General features: G+C 72.0%; 9 protein-coding genes. 5 read left to right on the plus strand and 4 right to left on the minus strand.

Annotated features, from left to right (window positions below; genetic code table 11):
- Positions 1–42 precede the first annotated feature (42 nt).
- Positions 43–1,923, minus strand: coding sequence for a CASTOR/POLLUX-related putative ion channel (locus LDL49_RS32800; RefSeq protein ID WP_225296796.1), 1,881 nt, complete (start codon positions 1,921–1,923; stop codon positions 43–45).
- Positions 1,924–2,173: 250 nt separating this feature from the next.
- Complete coding sequence (locus LDL49_RS32805; protein WP_225296798.1) at positions 2,174–4,177, minus strand: GTP-binding protein; 2,004 nt, start codon at positions 4,175–4,177, stop codon at positions 2,174–2,176.
- Positions 4,178–4,404: 227 nt separating this feature from the next.
- Here LDL49_RS32805 and LDL49_RS32810 point away from each other — a divergent pair, with 227 nt between their 5' ends.
- Positions 4,405–5,583, plus strand: a complete 1,179-nt coding sequence (locus tag LDL49_RS32810) for a cytochrome P450 family protein (RefSeq protein WP_225296800.1) — start codon at positions 4,405–4,407, stop codon at positions 5,581–5,583.
- Here LDL49_RS32810 and LDL49_RS32815 read toward each other — a convergent pair.
- Entirely contained in the window at positions 5,567–6,571 is a 1,005-nt protein-coding gene (locus LDL49_RS32815; protein ID WP_225296801.1) for a phosphotransferase family protein, read from the minus strand. The genes LDL49_RS32810 and LDL49_RS32815 overlap by 17 nt on opposite strands.
- 160 nt (positions 6,572–6,731) lie before the next feature.
- On the opposite strand from LDL49_RS32815, the gene LDL49_RS32820 reads away from it, so the two are divergent.
- From LDL49_RS32820 to LDL49_RS32835, 4 genes are all read left to right on the plus strand, one after another.
- Positions 6,732–7,214: a cation:proton antiporter regulatory subunit gene (locus LDL49_RS32820; RefSeq protein ID WP_225296803.1), complete on the plus strand. Its 483-nt coding sequence runs from the start codon at positions 6,732–6,734 to the stop codon at positions 7,212–7,214.
- Positions 7,215–7,222: 8 nt separating this feature from the next.
- Positions 7,223–8,383 carry a cation:proton antiporter gene (locus LDL49_RS32825; protein ID WP_225296805.1) on the plus strand — a complete coding sequence of 387 codons (1,161 nt, stop codon included), beginning with the start codon at positions 7,223–7,225 and terminating at the stop codon, positions 8,381–8,383.
- A 218-nt stretch (positions 8,384–8,601) separates the two neighbouring features.
- Complete coding sequence (locus LDL49_RS32830; RefSeq protein WP_225296807.1) at positions 8,602–12,600, plus strand: Pls/PosA family non-ribosomal peptide synthetase; 3,999 nt, start codon at positions 8,602–8,604, stop codon at positions 12,598–12,600.
- Entirely contained in the window at positions 12,597–13,859 is a 1,263-nt protein-coding gene (locus LDL49_RS32835; protein WP_225296809.1) for a M1 family metallopeptidase, read from the plus strand. Before LDL49_RS32830 ends, LDL49_RS32835 begins: the two co-directional genes overlap by 4 nt.
- Here LDL49_RS32835 and LDL49_RS32840 read toward each other — a convergent pair.
- Positions 13,745–14,440, minus strand: a complete 696-nt coding sequence (locus LDL49_RS32840) for an efflux MFS transporter permease (protein ID WP_225296811.1) — start codon at positions 14,438–14,440, stop codon at positions 13,745–13,747. The two genes, LDL49_RS32835 and LDL49_RS32840, sit on opposite strands and share 115 nt — an antisense overlap.
- Between the last annotated feature and the right edge of the window lie 47 nt (positions 14,441–14,487).

Below are 14,487 nucleotides of genomic sequence, written 5' to 3' on the forward strand. Positions count from 1 at the left end.
CAAGGAACACCGCCCCCTGTGCGGTCAACTCATCCGATGACTTCAGTCCTCGGCGAGGATAATCACCAGGTCGCGCGGGCCGAACGTGACAGCTGCTGATTTACCGGGATTTAATACGACACCATAGGCGGGTGGCGAGGCGGCCTCGGCCAGCACGCGGTAGCCGATCGCGGTCTCGCCGCGCGTCCGCGCGGAGTAGATCACGGTGGCGAAGCTGACCGGCACGCCGGGCTGGACGTAGTCCGTCGCCGGCTTGAGGTAGATCTCCGACCCGGCGGAGTCGAACAGGAAGCGGAACACCTGTCCCAGGTGCGGGTTCTCCGACAGCTGGGTCATCAGCAGGCTGATCAGCTTGTCGCTGACGACGAAGTCGTCGGCCTTGGTGACCTGGGCCAGCCGGCGGTTGCGGTCGTCGTTCATCTCGCTGACGATCGCGTACCGCTGCCCGGACTTCGAGGCCATGTCGCGCAGGTGCAGCAGCGTCACCAGCGTGCGCGAGTCGGCGTGCTGCGGCTCCAGGTTGCTGTCGGCCAGCACGATGATGTGGTCGAAGGTGCCCACGTCCAGCGCTTCCAGGGTGACCCGGTCGGTGGTGTCGCACTCCTTGACGTTCACCACCAGGTTGCGCAGGGCCACCTTCGCCCGGTCCAGGCTGTCGCTCTCCTCGACGGCGGTGGCCGCCACGTGCAGGGACGATCCGGGCGAGACGTAGTGGTCCAGCTCCTGCACGATCTTCGGGGCGCGGTTGTTCCAGCCCAGCATCAGCGTCCGCTCCGGGGGCGTCGGCCGGCGGACCGGGCGGGTGATCGCGCCCTCGACGATCGGCGGGAAGCTGCGGACGAGCCGGATGGAGGAGTCGTCCTCGGCGACCACGATCATCTGGTCGTCCTGCGTGATCTCGGTGTTCATCGGCGGGTTGAGCACCACGGACCCGTCGCCGTGCCGGATGCCGATGAGCGAGGCGGTCTCGTAGGCGAACAGCGCCTCGCCATAGGGGAAGCCGGTCAGTTTCGGCTCGGACCGCAGGTAGATCTCGTCGCCTCCGAAGTCCAGCAGGTCCGTGCAGACCACCGACAGGCCCGACTGGCGGCAGGACTGGACGATGAGCCGGGAGGCGATGTCGTCGGTGTCGACCACCTGCGCGTGGCCGCCCCCGGCCAGCTCGGCGGCCACCAGGTTGGTCGTGTCCACGACGGAGGCGATGATCGGCGGGCGGCGCCGGCGCCAGTTGCGGTTCGTCAGCGCCAGCAGCGTCTTGACGACGTGCGCGTCGGGGTCGTCACCGGCCGGGGACAGCACGATGGCCGCCCGCGCCGTGTCGAGGCTCATCAGGTCGAGGTCGGTCGGCTCGGTCGGGCTGCCGGAGCGGACGACGACCCTGGTCCTGCCGGTGGTGCCCAGCCGCGAGCGCAGCTCCTCCTCCATCTCCAGCTTGTCGCGGTCCCCCAGGATCGCCACGCATGACTTCGACTCGCTCTCGTTGGCCTCCACCAGCTCGGGGATGATCGTGAAGATCTGGTCCGACCAGCCGATCAGCGCCGTGTGCCCGGCCTCCACGATCTTGGAGCGGCCCTTGCGCAGCTCCGTCAGCTTGTTGTCCAGACCGGTGGTGAGCACGCCGACGAGGCTGCTGACGATGAGCAGGCCACCGATCGTGATCGTGAACCCCAGGACGGTGAAGAGCGGGCTGCCCTCGTTGTCGCCCGCCACGGTGCCGGCGTCCATCGCCCGCATGAGCATGCCCCAGAGCGCCTCGCTCCAGGACTTGTGCGGCACGTCGTCTTCGGCGAGCAGCATGACGAGCACGCCGAAACCCACGACCATGACCACGGTCACCAGCGCGAGCCAGCCGATCAGGGCCGGGGTGCCCTTCGACATCGTGTTGTCGAACCAATAGCGAAGACGCTCGCGCCGCGTGGCCATGACAAATCCCGTCCTTCATGGATCGCTGCCATGGGACGAGCGACCCGGTCCCTGTCCCCGTTCGACGGGCGGGACGCCGTACAGCGCGCCTGTCCCCGTGACTGTCCCATCCGCCTGCCCCTCGGGCCCTGCCTCGGTGACCGTGGTCACCAGAGGCGCCGGAGGTGACACTGAGGCGCGCGTCACAACAATAGCGACATCTCCCCCTTTGCCCCCACCGATCCGCCGAAAGCATCCCGGCCGCTCCCGGTCAGACCCGCCGCATGACGTGCAGCAGGTACTCCTTGCGGTCCAGCGGGTTGTGGTCCGTGCGCGGCCGGGCCGGGACCGCGCCGGAGACGGGCTGGTAGCGGTCGAAGGCCGACTCCAGCACGCCCTCGCCGCGGGTCAGCCCTGGCAACTGCTGCTGCAACTCGTGTACGCGGGCCGCCGGGATGTCCCCCTCGACCAGGCAGGACGCGCCCCGCATGGCCGGCGTGCGGGGGACGGCCCGCAGGCGGGCCAGCTCCGGCAGCACGCCGCCGATCGTGTCGGCCGGGACTTCCAGGGTGAAGCGGTGCATCGGCTCGTGCACCCTGGTCCCGGCCTGGCGCAGCGCGTTCATCAGCACCAGCGGCGTCAGATGGCGGAAGTCCGCGCCGGTGCTCGACATGTTCTTGTCGAAGATGGCGTGGGAGTGACTCTGGCGGGGCGAATAGCCGGAATGCGTCATGGTGACCGTGCAGTCGGTGACCTGCCATCCGTACAGGCCCTGGTTCAGGGTCTCCCGTACGGTGTCCTCGACCGCCTTGTGGAAGGCGAGCGGCAGCGCGCCGGGTGAGACCGCCAGCCGGTAGCGCACACCGGTCCCGGCCGGGGCGGGCTCGACGCGCAGCCCGACGGTGGCCAGGAACGGGTTGGGCGCCTTGCCGTTGAACTCGACGGCCGCGCCGGCGCCGATCGGCCGTTCGACGCAGATCGTGGTCGTCTCGCGGAAGCCGACCTCCAGGCCGAAGTCGTCGGCCAAGGTCGCCTGGATGACCTCCTTCTGCACCTCGCCGTAGAGCGAGACGTAGATCTCCTGCCGGATGTCGTCCTGGCGCAGGTCGATCAGCGGATCCTGCTCGGCGAGCTGGGCGAGGGCCACGCGCAGGGCGCCCAGCGCGCCGGGGCTCGCCGGGACGACGACCGTCTCCAGGGTGGGCGGGGCGAAGTGGTGGCGGCCGGAGTCCTTGCGCGGTTCGCCGATCGTGTCGCCGAGCTGGATGTCGGCCAGGCCCCACAGCTTGCCGATCTGGCCCGCCGTGACCGAGGGGCGCGGCACGTCGGTGCCGCGGTCGAACACGCTCAGCGCGGTGACCTTCTGATCGTCGCGGGGCTCGCCCTGGCCGTCGTGGAACCGCAGCCGGTCCCGTACGCGTACCGTTCCGCCGAACATCCGGGCATAAGCGATCTTCTCCCCCGCCGGGCCGCGTTCGACCTTGAAGACCGTGCCCGCGACGGGGTCGCCGGGCTCACCTTGGGCGGCGGGCAGCAGCTCCGCGATGCCGGCGCTCAGCGCGTCCACGCCGGCGCCGGTGATCGCCGAACCGAAGAACACCGGGTGCGCCAGCGCCTGCCCGGTCTGCGCCGCGAGCTCGCGGCGCAGCCGCCGGTAGGAGACGGCCTTCTCGTCATGGACGTACGCGGCCAGGAAGGCGTCGTCGTGGTCGGCCAGCAGCTCGGTCAGCCGCGCGGTGAAGGCGGCGTCGCCGGCTCCGTACGGAAGGAAGGCCGCGTCAGGGGTGCCCGTGTCCCGCGCCGAGCCCATCGCCACGATCGCGGGCGTCAGCTTCTCGGCGAGGGCCCGCAGCAGTTCCTCGCCCTGGGCGCCACGGCGGTCGATCTTGTTGACGAACAGCAGGGTGGGGATCCGCAGCCGCCGCAGCGTGCGCATCAGCACGCGGGTCTGGGCCTGCACACCCTCGACGGCGGAGACGACCAGCACCGCGCCGTCGAGCACGCTCAGCACACGTTCGACCTCGGCGATGAAGTCGGGGTGGCCGGGCGTGTCGATCAGGTTGACCGTGACGTCGCCGATGACGAAGGAGACGACGGCGGACTTGATCGTGATGCCGCGCTGCCGCTCCAGGGCCAGCGAGTCGGTCTGGGTGCTGCCGTCATCGACGCTGCCGATCTCGTCGATGACACCGGCGGCGTAGAGCAGCCGCTCGGTCAGGCTGGTCTTACCGGCGTCTACATGCGCCAAGATCCCCAAGTTCAACGTGCGCTTCAAGCGTTCTGTCCTCTAGATAGGTGGCTGTTGCCGTCGCGGTGGACACGAACGCTGGCCTCATCGGTGTGCTCCTTGGGTGGGGTGGACTGGTTGCCGGGAGGGAGTACAACAGACGGCCGCGGGGCCGGGCAACCGATTTTGCGCCTGCCGGGGAGTTTGCCGAACAGCCATCATCAAGATACCTTCACCATTCGTATGATGAGAACATCCGAATGTGGAGGACACACATGACCGGCGACGTTCCGCACATCGACCTCACCGACCCCGACGTGCACCGCGACCCCTTCACCGCCTACGGCCGCGCCCGCGAGATCTCCCCCATCGCCCGCGTAGGCGCCCCCGGCTTCGGCCCCATGTGGGTCGTGACCCGCCACGCCGACATCAGGACCATGCTCGGCGACCCCCGATTCGAGATCAGCAGCGACAGCTTCATGCGGCCCGACGTCCCCGAGGACTACTGCCCCTACATGCGCACCATGTCGGAGATGAACGGCACCGAGCACCTGCGGCTACGCAGGCTGGCCGCCCCCGCCTTCACCGCCCGCCGCGCCGCCGACTTCGCCCCGCGCATCGCGCCCATCGTCGAGGCCCTCCTCGACGACCTGCCCGGCCACGGCCCCGTCGATCTGATGACCCATTTCGCCCGGCCGCTGCCCATGGACGTGATCTGCGAGCTCGTCGGCATCCCCGCGCCCGACCGCCCTCGCTGGCGCGAGTACGGCGCCACCGTCGTCACCGCCGCCGGCCCCGCCTTCGCCGCCGCCATACCCGCGATCATCGACGGCGCCAAGGCGGCCGTCGCCCGCCGCAGGGCAGAGCCCGCCGACGACCTGATCTCCGACCTCATCGAGGCCCAGGCGGAAGACGGCGACCGGCTCAGCGACACCGAGCTCGTCACCCTCATCTGGCATCTCGTCCTCGCCGGCCAGACTCCCACCAACCTCATCGCCAACGCCGTCGAGGCCCTGCTCACCCACCCCGAGCAGCTCGCCGCGCTCCGCGCCGACCCCGGCCTCATGCCCGGCGCCGTCGAAGAGCTCATCCGCTGGTGCGGCCCCACCCTGCTGACGATCCCCCGCCACGCCCGCGAAGACGCCGTACTGTGCGGCATCCCCATCGCCAAGGGAGACGCGGTCACCGCCTCCATCGCCGCCGCCCACCGCGACCCCCGCGCCTACGCCGGCCCGGACCGCCTCGACATCACCCGGCCCGCCGGACAACCCGGGCATCTCGGCTTCGCCCATGGCCCGCACTTCTGCGTCGGCGCCGCCCTCGCCCGCGTACAGACCGAAGTCGCCCTCGCCACCCTGCTGCGCCGCCACCCCGGCCTCGCGCTCGCCGAGCCCGCGCAGCGCGCCCCCGACCCCGGCACCTGGCGCCTGGCCGCCCTCACCGTGACCCTCTGATCTCACCCTCGACGAAAGCCAGCGCCTGCTGCAGGTTGTGTTCGGCGATTCCCCGCATGAACTCGCGCCCCGGGAAATCACCCTCGATCAACCGCAACGGCCCCGCCACCAGCGACAGCCGCATCGCCAGCGTGTAGAACGACAACCGCCGCTCATCCAGCCCGTCCCAGCGCAGCGGCTGGTAATGCTCGTGGAAGCGCAGGCGCAGGAACGCGTGCTCCCACTCGACGTCGAAGTACATCAGCCCCTCGATGTCGATCAGCATCGGGCGCCCGGCGCCGTCCACCAGCACGTGGTCCGGCCCCAGCTCCCCATGGACCAGCGCGTGCGCCGACCGCGGCCGCACGCCCGCCGCCAGCTCCCGGACCACGCCCTCCAGCCGATCGCGAGCCGCCGCGAGCCGCCCGTCCCGCGCGGCCCCCTCCTCGAGGTCGACGAGCGCCCGCTCGAAGACCAGCTGCTCACACGACCGGCCCGCGGCAACCCCGCCACGGTCGACCCAGGCCACCTTGCCGAAGCCCGGCCCCACCTGGCCTCGCATCACCTCGAGCGCCTCGGCCAGCCGCGCGAGGACCGGAGCCGCCGCCTCCGGGTCACGCTGGAGAAGCGTCTCCAACGTCCCGCCCGGCACGTCCTCGACCACCGCGATGTCGGCCGGATAGAGCTCCCTGCTCCGGTCGGCCAGATAGACCCGCGGCACCCGCACCCCGGCGCCGTCCAGCCGCCGATGAGCGGCCTCGAACAACTCCAGACCCGAAGCGGGCGAGAACGGATCCGCGTGATCGTCGACCTGAAGGCCGGGCCAGTAGTTCTCGGCCGCGTCCCAGATATAGGCGATGGCGGTGAAACCGTCGTCGAGGAGGAGCCGGTACACGCCCTTCTTACTGCCACCTCGAAGGCGCGTGACGTCGGCCAGCCGGCGCTCGGCCCCCAGGGCCGCCCGCACCACACCCGTCAGCTGCTCGCGCACGGCGAACCTGCGTTCCATGGCTCCCCCAAGGCTCGATCGGCGACTGTCAGGGGTGGGACGATAACACGGCGTTGATCCCGCTCGGCCTGCTTCACCCCACCAGACGATCGCCACCGTCCACACGCAGGATTGATACGGTTTGACCAAGTAATCGAAATCTTGACCGGATGGGGTAGCGGTGGAGATCGAGCAGACGGCGTTGCCAGGGATCGGGCTGCGGCACGAGTTCACCACGCGGTCCGGGCGGCGGATCGGCATCGTCTCGCACCGCACCGGCCGCCGGGACCTGGTGATCTACGATCCGGCCGACCCCGATCGCGCGTGCGAGACCGTCAAGCTGAACGACGAGGAAGCCGACGCGCTGGCCGAGCTGCTGGGCGCGCCGCGCGTGATCCAGCGCCTCAACGACCTGCACCGCGAGGTCGAGGGACTGGTCAGCGAGAAGCTGCCGATCGGCGAGGACTCGCCGTACGCGGGCCGGCCGATGGGAGACGCGCGGGTGCGCACCCGTACGGGCGCCTCCATCGTGGCGGCGGTACGCGCCGGCCAGGTCCTGGTCAGCCCGGGCCCGGACTTCGTCCTGGCGGCGGGCGACATCGTCGTCGTGGTGGGCAGCGCTGACAGCACCGCCGCGGTGGCCGACATCATCACCAACGGGTAGGGCCGCGAGTGCATCACACGGCGATTCTGTTTCTGGAGTTCGGTGCGGTTCTGCTGGGGCTGGGCATCTTGGGAGCGCTGGCCCTGCGCGTCGGCATCTCCCCGATCCCTCTCTATCTGATCGCCGGACTGGCGTTCGGCACCGGCGGCATCCTGCCGCTGGCCACCAGTGAGGAGTTCATCTCGGTCGGCGCCGAGCTCGGCGTCATCCTGTTGCTGCTCACCCTCGGCCTGGAGTACAACGCCGACGAGCTGGTGACCAGCTTGAAGGGCAACGCCCGGGCCGGGCTCGTGGATCTGGTGCTCAACGCGGCACCGGGTGCGATCTGCGCCTTACTTCTGGGCTGGGGCCCGGTGGCGGCGGTGGCGATGGCCGGGGTCACCTATGCCACCTCCTCCGGCATCACCGCGAAGGTGCTGTCGGACCTGGGCTGGATCGGCAACCGCGAGACGCCGGTGGTGCTGTCGCTCCTGGTCTTCGAGGACCTCACGATGGCCGTCTACCTGCCCGTGCTGACCGCCCTGCTGGCCGGGTTGAGCCTGGTGGGCGGCGCGGTCACCGTGGCCATCGCGCTGGGCACGGTCAGCGTGGTGCTCCTGGTCGCGCTGCGCTACGGCCGCTTCATCGAGGCGTTCGTGCGCAGCCCCAACTCCGAGGTGCTGCTGCTGAAGGTGGTCGGTCTGGCGTTGCTGGTGGCCGGCGTGGCCCAGCAGCTCCAGGTGTCGGCCGCGGTCGGCGCGTTCCTGGTCGGCATCGCGCTGTCCGGGGAGCTGGCGGAGGACGCCCAGGCGCTGCTGGCCCCGCTGCGGGACCTGTTCGCGGCCGTCTTCTTCGTCTTCTTCGGCCTGCAGACCGACCCGACGAAGATCGGCCCGGTGGCCGGGCTGGCCGTGTTGCTGGCCGTGGTCAGCATGGTCACCAAGTTGCTCACCGGCTTCTACGCCGCCCGCCGGGCCGGTATCGGCAAGGCCGGACGGGCCCGAGCGGGGATCGCGCTGATCCCTCGCGGTGAGTTCAACATCGTGATCGCCGGGCTGGCGGTGACCGCCGGCGCCCACCCCGATCTCGGGCCGCTGGCCGCGGCATATGTGCTGATCCTTGCCGCGTTCGGGCCGCTGGCGGCGCGGCTGGTGCAGCCGTGGATCACCGCCATTGCCAAGCGTGCGTGAGCTGAGGACCAGGCGCGCCGCCGCCTTTACAAAGTAGACTCCTACCCGCGCGCCCCCGCAGGCGCCGCCGGATCGGAATAGACGGCCGATGTGCGACTGTTGGTATCCCGGTGGCGCAAAAGCCACAAAGGCGGCGGACGCAGCGTGTGCCCTTCAGAGCCCCTTCAGGGGCAGCAGGATGCGGCAGGGTCGGCTCCGCCCGACTTGAGGAGCAGTATTTGCGCCCATACGCAGCCGATCTCCTACATATCGAGCATATCGAAGACATTAACCGTTTCGAGCCGTTAAGAATTGCTTCACGGGCCGTTTATCCCGCGGGCCCGCTGGCGTCGGCACCCCGTACCCTGCTCGACATCCTCGACGAGACCGCGCGCCTCCACCCGGACGAACCCGCGCTCGACGACGGGACCACCCGATTCGGCTACCGGCGGCTGCGCGCCGAGGTGGCGCGGGTGGCGGATGCGCTCACGGCGGCCGGGGTCGGCCGCGGCGACCGGGTGGGCGTGCGCGTGCCGTCCGGCACCGTCGAGCTGTACGTCACGATCCTCGCCGTGCTCGCGGCCGGCGCCGCGTACGTCCCCGTCGACGCCGACGACCCCGAGGAGCGCGCCGAGCTGGTCTTCACCGAGGCCGCCGTCTCCGCGATCGTGACCGGCCGAGCGAGCGACGACCCGGCCGACGAGCTGATCGGCGGAACGGGTGACGGCCCGGCCGACGACGCGGCGGACGAGCTGACCGGCAGACTGGTCATCCGGACCATGACGCCCGAGTCGCCGGCCGCCCACGACGGCCACGCGCCGCGGCAGCCCGAGCCGGACGACGACGCCTGGATCATCTTCACCTCCGGCTCCACCGGCAAGCCCAAGGGCGTCGCCGTGACGCACCGCTCCGCCGCCGCGTTCGTCGACGCCGAGGCCAGCCTGTTCCTCCAGGACCGCCCGCTGGGCCCCGGCGACCGGGTCCTCGCGGGCCTGTCGGTCGCCTTCGACGCCTCCTGCGAGGAGATGTGGCTGGCCTGGCGGAACGGCGCCTGCCTGGTGCCCGCCCCCCGGTCGCTGGTGCGTACCGGCATGGATCTGGGACCCTGGCTCGCCGCGCAGGGCATCACGGCCGTCTCGACGGTGCCGACCCTGGCCGCGCTCTGGCCGGTCGAGTCGCTCGACGGCATCCGGCTGCTGATCTTCGGTGGCGAGGCGTGCCCGCCCGAGCTGGTGGAGCGGCTGGCCGTACCGGAACGAGAGGTCTGGAACACCTACGGCCCCACCGAGGCGACGGTCGTGGCGTGCGCGGCGCGGCTCACCGGCGCGGAGGCCGTACGCATCGGGCTGCCCCTCGACGGCTGGGATCTGGCCGTGGTCGGCGAGTCCGGCGACCCGGTGGCCATGGGCGAGACCGGAGAGCTGATCATCGGCGGCGTGGGCCTGGCCCGCTACCTGGATCCGGTGAAGGACGCCGAGAAGTACACGCCGCTGCCGTCACTCGGCTGGGAACGCGCCTACCGCAGCGGCGACCTCGTACGCGCCGAGCCGGAAGGGCTCTACTTCCTCGGCCGGGCCGATGACCAGGTGAAGCTGGGCGGCCGGCGGATCGAGCTCGGCGAGGTGGACGCCGCGCTGCAGGCGCTGCCGGGCGTCACGGGCGCGGCCGCCGCGGTGCGGACCGCCGGTGGCGGCCACCAGCTGCTGGTCGGCTACCTCGTGGCGGGCGACGGGTTCGACCTCGCGGAGGCCCGCGAGCTGCTGGCCGAATCGCTGCCCGCCGCCCTGGTCCCCCGCCTGGCGATGGTCGACGCGCTCCCCACGCGTACCTCGGGCAAGATCGACCGCGACGCGCTGCCCTGGCCGCTGACCGAGCCGGGCACCTCGGCCGCCGCACCCGGCGAGCTGAGCCCGGTCGAGTCCTGGCTGGCCGAGCGGTGGAGCGACGTCCTCGGCGTCGCGCCGGGCGGGCCGGAGGCCGACTTCTTCACCGACGGCGGCACCAGCCTGGCCGCGGCCCGGCTGGTGTCGGTCCTGCGGGCCGACTACCCCGACGTGGCCGTGGGCGACGTCTACGCGCACCCGACGCTGGCCGGGCTGGCCGAGCTGCTGTCCACGCGTGGCCCGGCCAAGTCGGCGCGCCGGGCGGTGGCCCCGATGCCCGTACGGGCCTCGGCGGCGCAGGCCGCGCTGATGGTGCCGCTGCTCACGGCGGGCGCCATGCGCTGGATCGTGCTGCTGGCGACACTCGGCAACCTGCTCGCGCCGCCCTGGGCTCCTGCCCTGTCCTGGTGGTGGGTGGCGCTGGGCTGGCTGGTGTTCGTCACGCCGCCGGGACGGATGGGCCTGGCCGCGGGGTCGGCCCGGCTGCTGCTGCGCCGCGTACGGCCCGGCCGCCATCCGCGCGGCGGCGGCGTGCACCTGCGGCTGTGGTTCGCCGAACAGCTGGCCGCCAGGCTCGGTGTCCCCGACCTGGCCAGCGCGCCCTGGATGGGCCTGTACGCCCGGATGCTCGGCGCCCAGGTGGGCCCCGACGCCGACCTGCACTCCGCTCCCCCGGTGACCGGGCTGCTCCGGCTCGGCGGCGGCGCCTCCGTCGAGCCGGAGGTCGATCTCAGCGGCTACTGGTACGACGGCGACGTGCTGCGCGTCGGCGAGATCCGGATCGGCGCGGGCGCCACGGTCGGCTCCCGCTCGACGCTGCTGCCCGGCACCAAGGTCGGAAAGAACGCCCAGATCGCCCCGGGCTCGGCGGTCGCGGGCAGCGTACCGGCCGGGCAGCGCTGGGCCGGTGCCCCGGCTTCCCGGCAGGGCAAGTCGCGCAGGTCGCGGCCGGCCGACCGGGCCGCCCGCTCCCGGCGCTGGGTGCTGGTCTACGGCCTGTCGGCCGTCGTGCTCAGCCTGTTCCCCGCGGTCGCCGTCGTGTCCGGCCTGGCGGTCCTGGCCCGCTACGCCGGGGACGCACGCACCCTCGGCGCGGCGCTCACCGGCGCGCTGATCGGCGTGCCCCTCGCGACGGTCGTCGGCATGGCGGTGTTCGCGCTGGTCACGCTGGTGAGCGTGCGGCTGCTCGGCATCCGCCTGCGCCCCGGCCACCATCCGGTGCACAGCCGCCAGGCGTGGCAGGCGTGGGCGACGGGCCGGCTGATGTCCGCGGCCCGGGTCTGGCTGTTCCCGCTGTACGCGAGCGTGCTGACGCCGGCCTGGCTGCGCGCGCTCGGCATGAAGGTGGGCCGTGGCGTGGAGCTGTCGACCGTGCTCGCGCTGCCCACCATGACCTCCGTCGGCGACGGCGCCTTCCTGGCCGACGACACGATGGTGGCCCCGTACGAGCTCGACGGCGGCTGGATGCACATCGCGACGGCGCGCATCGGCAAGCGGGCCTTCCTCGGCAACTCGGGGATGACCGCGCCGGGCCGCAAGGTGCCCAAGGACGGCCTGGTGGGCGTGCTGTCGGCGACGCCGAAGAAGGCCAAGTCCGGCTCGTCGTACCTGGGCATGCCGCCCGTCGAGCTGCGCCGTACCACCGAGGAGGGCGACCGGAGCCGCACCTACGACCCGCCCGCGCGGCTGAAGGTGGCCCGCGCGCTGGTCGAGCTCTGCCGCGTGGTGCCCGCGATGGGCACGGTGGCGCTGGCCGTACTGACCGCCGGGGCGGTGGAGTGGCTCGCGGCGTCGTACGGCTTCGCGGTGGCCGCGCTGCTCGGCGGCGTGCTGTTCCTCGCGGCCGGGGTGGTCGCGGCGGCCGTGGCGACCGCCGCCAAGTGGGCGCTGGTGGGCAGGATCGCGGCGGGCAACCGGCCGCTGTGGAGCTCGTTCGTCTGGCGCAACGAGCTGGCGGACAACTTCGTGGAGGTGCTGGCGGCGCCCTGGTTCGCCGAACCGTGGCTGGGAACCGCACCCCTGAACGTGTGGCTGCGCTCACTCGGGGCAAGCATCGGGCATGGGGTCACCCTTCACACCTACTGGCTGCCCGAGGCGGACCTGGTGAGCGTCGGCGACGGCGCCAGCGTCAACCGTGGCTGCGTGCTGCAGACGCACCTGTTCCACGACCGGGTCATGAGCATGGACACCGTCACGCTGGACGGGGGCGCGACGCTCGGCCCGCACGGCGTGATCCTGCCCGCCGCGCGGGTGGGCGCCGACGCCACGATCGGCCCCGCCTCGCTGGTCATGCGCGGCGAGGGCGTTCCCGACGGCTCCCGATGGTTCGGCAATCCCATCGCGGCCTGGCGATGACGTCGTACTTTCCCTCGCACGGCGATCTCAGGTACGGGGTCGCGCACTACGAACTGGCGCTGAAGTACCGCGTGTCGACCAACTGGCTGGACGGCACGGCCCGGCTGTCGGTGGTCGCGCACGAGCCGCTCGACGGCCTGGAGCTGGACTTCGGCCAGTTCCGCGTGGTCGGCGTCACCGTCGGCGGCGTCAGCGCCCGCTACACGCATCGCGACGGCAAGCTGCGCGTCGGCCTGCCGTCAACGCTGCTCGCCGAGGACACCGCCATGGTGGAGGTCCGTTACACGGGCAGTCCCCGGCCGGTACGGAGCCCGTGGGGCGGCCTGGGCTGGGAGGAGCTGAGCGACGGCGCGCTGGTGGCCAGTCAGCCCATCGGCGCGCCCTCCTGGTTCCCGTGCAACGACCGGCCCGACGACAAGGCGTCCTACCGGATCACGGTCACCACCGCCTCGCCGTACCAGGTGGTCGCCAACGGCGTGCTCGCCGGCAAGTCCCGGTCGGCGGGCACCACGACCTGGGTGTACGAGCAGGCCGAGCCCATGGCGAGCTACCTGGCCAGCGTGCAGGTCGGGCGCTACCAGTTCACGGACGTGGGCCGCACGCGCCTGGCCCACCCGCCCCGGCTCGGCACGCGCGCCCGCCACGACTTCGGCCGTCAGGACCAGATGATGGCGCTGTTCACCGACCGGTTCGGCCCGTACCCGTTCGCCACCTGCACCGTCGTGGTGGCTGACGACGACCTCGACATCCCGGTCGAGGCCCAGGGCATGGCGATCTTCGGGCGCAACCACGTCGACGGCCGGCGCGGGCACGAGCGGCTGGTCGCGCACGAACTGGCGCACCAGTGGTTCGGCAACAGCCTGACCGTGGCCTGCTGGAACGACATCTGGCTGCAGGAAGGCTTCGCCACCTACGCCGAGTGGCTGTGGTCGGAGGCGTCCGGCGGGCAGCCGGCCGAGGAGCTGGCCGCCCGCTGGCGGCGCCGCCTGGAGGTGCTCCCCCAGGACTTCGTGCTGGCCGACCCGGGACCGGCGCTGCTGTTCGACGACCGCGTCTACAAGCGCGGGGCCCTCACCCTGCACGCGCTGCGGCGGACGCTGGGCGACCAGGCGTTCTTCTGGCACCTGCGGGACTGGACCACCGCTCACCGGCACGGGAACGTCAGCACCGAGGCGTTCATCGCGCACATGCGGCGGCACACCGCCCTGCCTGTCGGGCCGCTGTTGTCGTCGTGGCTGTACGACAAACAGCTGCCGTGACGCCCGTCACGTGCGCTGATACCGTCACGTGCGCTGATACCAGAGGGCCGGTACGACGGCGAGGGCGGTGAACGCCAACGCCCAGGCGAACGTGTGGCCGAACGCGTCCCCCATATGGTCGGCGAGCCGGCGTTGCAGGATGACGGCGAGCACGGCGGTGCCGAACGAGCCGCCGAGAGGACGACCGGCCGGGGGCCGATGCGGTCGGTGACGCCGCCCAGCCCCCTGGCGAGGAGGCTGCCCGGCCCCTGCGGCACCAATGACAGCCCCGCGGCCACCACGCTCGCGCCGCGCTCCTGCTGGTAGTACAGAGGGAGCAGCAGCATCGACCCGAACATCGCCAGCCCCGACAGGAACAGCAGCGCCGAGGACACGGCGAACGCCCGCGTGCGGAACAGCCGCAGGTCGATGAGCGGGTCCGCGGTGCGCGTCGCGCGGTAGGCGAAGCCGGTCAGCAGCAGCGCCCCGGCCGCCAGCGGGCCGAGCACCGCCGGGTGGCCGAACCCGCCTTCGGCGCCCACCCGCGTCAGTCCGTACATGAGGGCGGCCAGCGCGGGCGAGAGCAGGAGCAGGCCGGTCACGTCGAGGCGGTGGCCGCCGCGCGGAGAGTCGGCGGGCAGCCCGCGCC

This window comes from Nonomuraea aurantiaca, assembly GCF_020215705.1.
Lineage (GTDB): Bacteria > Actinomycetota > Actinomycetes > Streptosporangiales > Streptosporangiaceae > Nonomuraea > Nonomuraea aurantiaca.

What these genes read in the sequence shown, in the direction of transcription:
- LDL49_RS32800 (WP_225296796.1), bottom strand. Translation starts at nt 1,923, where the DNA reads ATGGCCACGCGGCGCGAGCGTCTTCGCTATTGGTTCGACAACACGATG.
- LDL49_RS32835 (WP_225296809.1), top strand. Translation starts at nt 12,597, where the DNA reads ATGACGTCGTACTTTCCCTCGCACGGCGATCTCAGGTACGGGGTCGCG.
- LDL49_RS32810 (WP_225296800.1), top strand. Translation starts at nt 4,405, where the DNA reads ATGACCGGCGACGTTCCGCACATCGACCTCACCGACCCCGACGTGCAC.
- LDL49_RS32815 (WP_225296801.1), bottom strand. Translation starts at nt 6,571, where the DNA reads ATGGAACGCAGGTTCGCCGTGCGCGAGCAGCTGACGGGTGTGGTGCGG.